The organism is Flavobacterium limnosediminis JC2902, assembly GCF_000498535.1.
Lineage (GTDB): Bacteria > Bacteroidota > Bacteroidia > Flavobacteriales > Flavobacteriaceae > Flavobacterium > Flavobacterium limnosediminis.
On sequence record NZ_AVGG01000027.1, the window covers coordinates 1 to 5,642 of the forward strand.

8 protein-coding genes are annotated in these 5,642 nt (G+C 30.1%); all 8 read left to right on the forward strand.

Features of this window, described 5'->3' with window-relative positions; translation table 11 throughout:
* Nucleotides 1–23 precede the first annotated feature (23 nt).
* On the forward strand, nucleotides 24–1,244 hold the full coding sequence (locus FLJC2902T_RS14775; RefSeq protein ID WP_023580602.1) for a hypothetical protein: 1,221 nt from the start codon (nucleotides 24–26) through the stop codon (nucleotides 1,242–1,244).
* 158 nt (nucleotides 1,245–1,402) lie between these two features.
* Nucleotides 1,403–1,804 carry a hypothetical protein gene (locus FLJC2902T_RS14780; protein ID WP_023580603.1) on the forward strand — a complete coding sequence of 134 codons (402 nt, stop codon included), beginning with the start codon at nucleotides 1,403–1,405 and terminating at the stop codon, nucleotides 1,802–1,804.
* A gap of 157 nt (nucleotides 1,805–1,961) precedes the next feature.
* Nucleotides 1,962–3,059, forward strand: a complete 1,098-nt coding sequence (locus FLJC2902T_RS14785; protein ID WP_023580604.1) for a DUF6794 domain-containing protein — start codon at nucleotides 1,962–1,964, stop codon at nucleotides 3,057–3,059.
* A gap of 219 nt (nucleotides 3,060–3,278) precedes the next feature.
* A complete protein-coding gene (locus FLJC2902T_RS14790) occupies nucleotides 3,279–3,521 on the forward strand; it encodes a type II toxin-antitoxin system ParD family antitoxin (RefSeq protein WP_023580605.1) in 243 nt (80 codons plus the stop codon).
* On the forward strand, nucleotides 3,522–3,815 hold the full coding sequence (locus tag FLJC2902T_RS14795; RefSeq protein WP_023580606.1) for a type II toxin-antitoxin system RelE/ParE family toxin: 294 nt from the start codon (nucleotides 3,522–3,524) through the stop codon (nucleotides 3,813–3,815).
* A gap of 219 nt (nucleotides 3,816–4,034) precedes the next feature.
* Nucleotides 4,035–4,274, forward strand: a complete 240-nt coding sequence (locus FLJC2902T_RS14800) for a hypothetical protein (RefSeq protein ID WP_023577713.1) — start codon at nucleotides 4,035–4,037, stop codon at nucleotides 4,272–4,274.
* Complete coding sequence (locus FLJC2902T_RS14805) at nucleotides 4,258–4,563, forward strand: type II toxin-antitoxin system RelE/ParE family toxin (RefSeq protein WP_023580607.1); 306 nt, start codon at nucleotides 4,258–4,260, stop codon at nucleotides 4,561–4,563. Before FLJC2902T_RS14800 ends, FLJC2902T_RS14805 begins: the two co-directional genes overlap by 17 nt.
* A gap of 172 nt (nucleotides 4,564–4,735) precedes the next feature.
* Entirely contained in the window at nucleotides 4,736–5,497 is a 762-nt protein-coding gene (locus tag FLJC2902T_RS14810; RefSeq protein ID WP_051364437.1) for an HNH endonuclease, read from the forward strand.
* Nucleotides 5,498–5,642: the final 145 nt, after the last annotated feature.

Below are 5,642 nucleotides of genomic sequence, written 5' to 3' on the forward strand. Positions count from 1 at the left end.
GCTAGATACTTGAATCCACCAATATGACATCTATCGAATTTGAGAATCACCAAGTTTTTGATAAACTTGAACAGCTAAAAAACAGAATAAGCGAGAAAGAAGTTCGTGAATTAATGAATGTGGACAATATTCATTTTTTTGAAACTTCAGAGAATTATCTACGTGATAGACTAAAATTAACCATTCCTATAATTGTACAAGAATCTGAACTTTCGCAAATTTCGGTTGAAATTGAAAGCTCTCTTTCGCAAATAAATGCTTTTATTGGAAATAAAAATGTTGGGCACATTAACAATGCAATAAACAATCTACATAGTGCAATCTCAAGAGTAAGAAACCTTCCATTACCTTTTTCTAAAAATGATTTTAATTTTTCAAAAAATATTTCAAGTTTTGAAAAAGTCGTGCAAGAAAAGTATAAAGAAATAGAAACTGAAAATAAGCAGTTAAAAGAAACTATTGAAGGATTAAAAACTGAAGTAAGTAACAACCTCAATGAACTAAATAAAATAAATACTAAACTATCTCAAAAAGAGTCAGAAATACAAAATCTTAATTCTACTTTTCAAACTGATTTTTTAAATATTAAATCAACTTCTAATCAAAACTATGAAAATGACAGAAGTACATTTAGAATTGAATTTGACAGTTTGAAACAATCATTAACTAACGAGATTGACACTACAAAAGGGGAAATAAGTTCAAATACAGAAAAACTAATTAAAGACCTAAACACCAAACTTCAAGAAGCTAAAAAAATTGTTGGAGTTATTGGAGATATCTCTGTAACTGGTAATTATCACAAATTCGCAAATGAAAATAAATCAACCGCAAATACATTTAGAGTAATTGCAATAGTTTTAATGCTCATCCTTTCAGGATTACTAATTTTTACAATTTGGGATATTAGCAGTGCTAATTTTGATTGGACAAAATCTTTAATAAGGATTATAGCAGCTGCTGCATTATCATATCCGGCTACTTATGCAGCTAGAGAATCTAGCAAACATAGAAAGTTAGAAATAATAAATCGTAAAGCTGAACTTGAATTAACTGCAATTAATCCTTTTATTGAGTTGTTACCAGAAAATAAAAAACATGAAGTTAAAGAAAAATTAGTTGAAAAATATTTTGGCAATAATTCTAATCATGTCGATGATGCAATTAACCAAAAAGATGATGAAATTTCAGTTTCAGGATTAGACACAGTATTAAAAACAATTTTACCATATCTAAAAAAATAAAATACTGTGCATAACAGCGGTTTGCAGCAAGTGGGGTTTTAGGGAAAACTCTAACTTCTTTTTGTATATTTGGCTTTAGGAATAAACAAACTAAAGGAACAAAAATCCCCACCTGCAGCAAGCCGGCGGGACGTTATGCGTCATAGTGGCCAAACGTTGTGAATAAAGAAATACTTGAACAAATGAGAACGCAAAATTTTAAATTTATATTCTTAGCCTTATTCTTTTTTTACTTTATAAATAGTTATTCTCAAAGTGAGTTGAGGAAAGTAGAATTTGAACTTTATTTTGACAAAAATTATCCAATTCAGGCTGGTAACTTAACCGTAAAAAACTCAGATCCTATAATAGGAACTCAAACCGATTTAAGTGGAAAAGCCGAACTAAATCTTCAAAATAAAAATGTAAAAGTTGTTTTAGATTATTTAGGTCCAACATATATTGAATTGGAAGTAATTGAAAATATAGATTTGATTATAGTAAATTTAAAAAGAGATAAAATCATTTATTACAAAGGGAATAAAATAATCAAAAAGCAGAAATTAAAAATCAAACAATAGTAATAACTACGAACGCATAACAGCAGTTTGCAGCAAGTGGGGGTTTAGGGCTAAATTTAATGTTGGTTTTGTGTTTGTAAACTTAATCTTAAATTGATACATTTGGTGAAACAATTCCCCACCTGCAGCAAGCTGGCGGGACGTTATGCACTATGTTATGAAAAACGGACTGCTTATAATCATATTATCAGTACTTTTACCTTTAGCCAATTATGGGCAGAAAAAGACAGCGCCTAAAAATCTGAAAACAGCAGTTAAGTTGCTTTCTAAAGATTGTCCAAATGATTTACAAGAAAAAATAAAAGTTACCAATAATGATAGCTTAATTTTTCTTATTCGACCTTGGGGAGGTGACTATAATAAAATCTCAAATTGGACAAATGATAGTGTTCCGAGTCCAAAAATTGTGAAGTATTTTAATAATAAAGGAATCAACATACCAAAAGAACAAGAAATTGCAATTCTTATTGCTTTTAAAAGTTATTTACTTAATGGAAAATTTGACGAAAAAGCAATTTTACTGCCTTTCCAAATTAAAGAGAAAAAAAGAAAAGCTGAAGAATTAATAAAGTATACAGCTGACACCTTAAATAGTGTTTATATTCCGAAAAATCTTGAAGACAGTTTTTTAGAATTAAACAAAATATGGAAAGACAGTACATCTATTAAACTAGAAAAACTTAAAAAGGGAATGCATTTCGGTTTTGGAATGTGGTTAAGAAACAATTGGGGACTTTGGGGTGGTTCTAGGTTTTCAAACTATTTTAATGATTTAGGAATCTATCATGCTGATGACATGTCTGGAATAATTTTGACTAGTTATGCAAGATATCTGAGAAAAGAAGACATAAAATTAGAAGAACAAGTTGAATTCTCAAAAAATTATTGGAAAGAAGCTAAAGAGAAAAACGAAGCTCTTGAAAAAGAGAAATTTGAAAAATATAAAATTGGAGAAATTGTTTTCTTTAAATATCCTAATGGATACATTTCTAATGAGCAAGAAATAAAATATGATGAGGATATTTGCATAGCTAAAGGTCAAATCATTGAAAAAAACGAAAAATATTATTCTGTAAAAATACAACTACTTGAAAGTTGCGACAAAAAAGGAATTATTGCATACGACAACATTAACTCGTTAGTCTATAATAAGAATACCGAAGAATATGAGAAACCCAAAAAAAGAAAAATAGAGAAAATGAAAATTGGACAAGTGTTTTGGTTTAATTATTCTAATTGGGAAATAAATGAATAAACACAGTGCATAACAGTGGTTTTGCGAAATTTGGGCTTTAAAGCTTAATTTAATGTTGGTTTTGTATTTGTAAACTTAATCTTAAAATCATACATTTGGGCTAACCACTCCCCAAACTTCGCAAAGCCACGGGACGTTATGTGAGATTTCGAAAAAACTTTGCGCCAAAATTGCTTGTGTTACCATTTTTTGGTAACTTGCTTGAAATTTTTAAAAGTCATGGGAAAAAACACATCAATATCATTAGGAAACCATTTTGAAAGTTTTATTGAAAGTAGCATCAATAACGGTAGATTTAACAATGCGAGTGAAGTTGTACGCGCAGGTTTGCGTCTTCTTGAAGATGAAGAAAATAAAATTATTGTTTTAAGAAAAGCTATACAAGAAGGAATTGATAGTGGAATCGCAGAAGATTTCGAGCCTAAAAAGTTTTTGGAATCATTAAAGGCAAGAAAAAAATAAATGGGAAAATATCATTTTACCAATAAAGCTCAAGACGATTTAATAGATATTTGGGATTATACTGTTGAAGAATGGTCACAAAATCAGGCCGAGAAATATTATAATCTAATAGTTGCTTCGTGTATAGATCTGGCAAATAATCCTAAATTTGGAAAATCTTATGAAATCATTTCATTAAATATTCTTGGTTATAAATGTGGTGAGCATATTATTTTTTATAGAGAGATTTCAAAGAACGAAATTGAGATTATAAGAATTTTGCACGGAATGATGGATTTGAAAAGTAAATTATAGAAACCTCACATAACAGCAGTTTGCAGCAAGTGGGGCTTTAAGGCTAAATTTAATGTTAGTTTTGTGTTTGTAAACTTAATCTTAAATTGATACTTTTGGGAAAACAATCCCCCACCTGCAGCAAGCTGGCGGGACGTTGTGCGACAGTTTTTTTTAACGAAACGTATAAAGCACATTCAGAATATATTTGTACTTTTGAGTTAATAAATCTTTTGGATTATGAATATTGAATTAAACATACAAAATAAAAAACTGGAATTAATCCAATGGCTTTCTACTATAGAAGATTCTTCTATAATTGAAAAAATTATGGAATTAAGAAAACGTGAAAGTAAGGATTGGTGGAATTCAATTTCTGAAAGTGAAAAACAATCCATTGAGAAAGGATTACAAGATGCTGAAGCAGGAAAATTAAATCCACACACAAACGCCAGAAAACTTTATGAAAAATGGTTATAAAATTCTTTGGACAGATTTTGCTCTTAAAGAATTAGAATCTACTATAGAATATCTTGAAGAAAACTGGACGGAAAAAGAATTAAAAAATCTGGCTTCAAAACTTGAAGAAACTCTTAGTTTAATATCTCAAAATCCAGACTTGTTTCAAAAGTCTGAAATCAAGAACAACATCCGAAGAGCTGTTATTCTATCACACAATTCTTTGTATTATAGATTTAACAATGACCAAATTGAAATTCTTTCTTTTTTCTCTAATCGTCAAAATCCAAAGAAAAGGAAACTGAAATAAACCGATCGCACAACAGCAGTTTGCTGCAAGTGGGGCTTTAAGGTTAAATTTAATGTTGGTTTTGTGTTTGTAAACTTAATCTTAAATTGATACTTTTGGGGAAACAATCCCCACCTGCAGCAAGCTGGCGGGACGTTACCAGCAATTTCGAGAAAAACTTACCCGATAACTTATGAGCGAAAATAGACCTGAGATTCCAAGACCAATGAGGAGAGAAGTTAGACAACGATGTGGTTTTGGTTGCGTAATATGCGGATTGCCACTATATGAATATGATCACATAATTAATTATTCAATCGTACAGGAACATACTCCAGAAAATCTTACTTTACTTTGTGACCAACATCATAGAGAAAAAACCAATAAATTACTTTCGATAGAGCAAGTTATAGAAGCAAACAATAACCCTTACAATGTAATTAATGCAAATACAACTCCTTATCTATTAAATTTTGCTGGTTCTGATTTTTCTGTTATACTTGGAGATATTCGTCAATTTGTTCCAAATGTTAACTCCCAAAATGACTTCATAATTCCTTTCTTGGTAAATAATAAAAGACTCATAAGTTTTGAAATTATTGAGGGTAAATTATTTTTTAATTTAGTTCTGCTTGATGAGCACGATAATTTACTATTGAAAATTGTTGAAAACGAAATGGTTTTTAGTTCGGAACAATGGGATGTGGAATTTGTTGGTAGAAGATTAACGATAAGAAAAGCACTCGGAGTTATTATTTTTGATATTGAGTTTCTAATTCCAAACTCTGTCAAGATTTATAAAGCCGATTTTAATTGCGATGGCTATTGGTTTAAAGTTAGAGAGGAAGGTTTTACTGCTAGAGGATTTGATATACAAATAAAAAATATAGGAGGACGATTAATTTTTGCCGCTGGAGAATATGATGGAAGATATCCGGTAATGTTTAGAGGTTAGAAACTGCTGGTAACAGCGGTTTTCTGCAATGGCGGGTTTAGGGATTTATTTGGGATGTTTAGTGTTTGCATTTCTTCTTCAAAAAGAAGCTTTTTCTTTACTACTTTTCGGTATATTTGTGAACGTCAGTAATAAAAAACCGCCA

What these genes read in the sequence shown, in the direction of transcription:
- FLJC2902T_RS14775 (WP_023580602.1), top strand. Translation starts at nt 24, where the DNA reads ATGACATCTATCGAATTTGAGAATCACCAAGTTTTTGATAAACTTGAA.
- FLJC2902T_RS14785 (WP_023580604.1), top strand. Translation starts at nt 1,962, where the DNA reads ATGAAAAACGGACTGCTTATAATCATATTATCAGTACTTTTACCTTTA.
- FLJC2902T_RS14790 (WP_023580605.1), top strand. Translation starts at nt 3,279, where the DNA reads ATGGGAAAAAACACATCAATATCATTAGGAAACCATTTTGAAAGTTTT.
- FLJC2902T_RS14795 (WP_023580606.1), top strand. Translation starts at nt 3,522, where the DNA reads ATGGGAAAATATCATTTTACCAATAAAGCTCAAGACGATTTAATAGAT.
- FLJC2902T_RS14800 (WP_023577713.1), top strand. Translation starts at nt 4,035, where the DNA reads ATGAATATTGAATTAAACATACAAAATAAAAAACTGGAATTAATCCAA.
- FLJC2902T_RS14805 (WP_023580607.1), top strand. Translation starts at nt 4,258, where the DNA reads ATGAAAAATGGTTATAAAATTCTTTGGACAGATTTTGCTCTTAAAGAA.
- FLJC2902T_RS14810 (WP_051364437.1), top strand. Translation starts at nt 4,736, where the DNA reads ATGAGCGAAAATAGACCTGAGATTCCAAGACCAATGAGGAGAGAAGTT.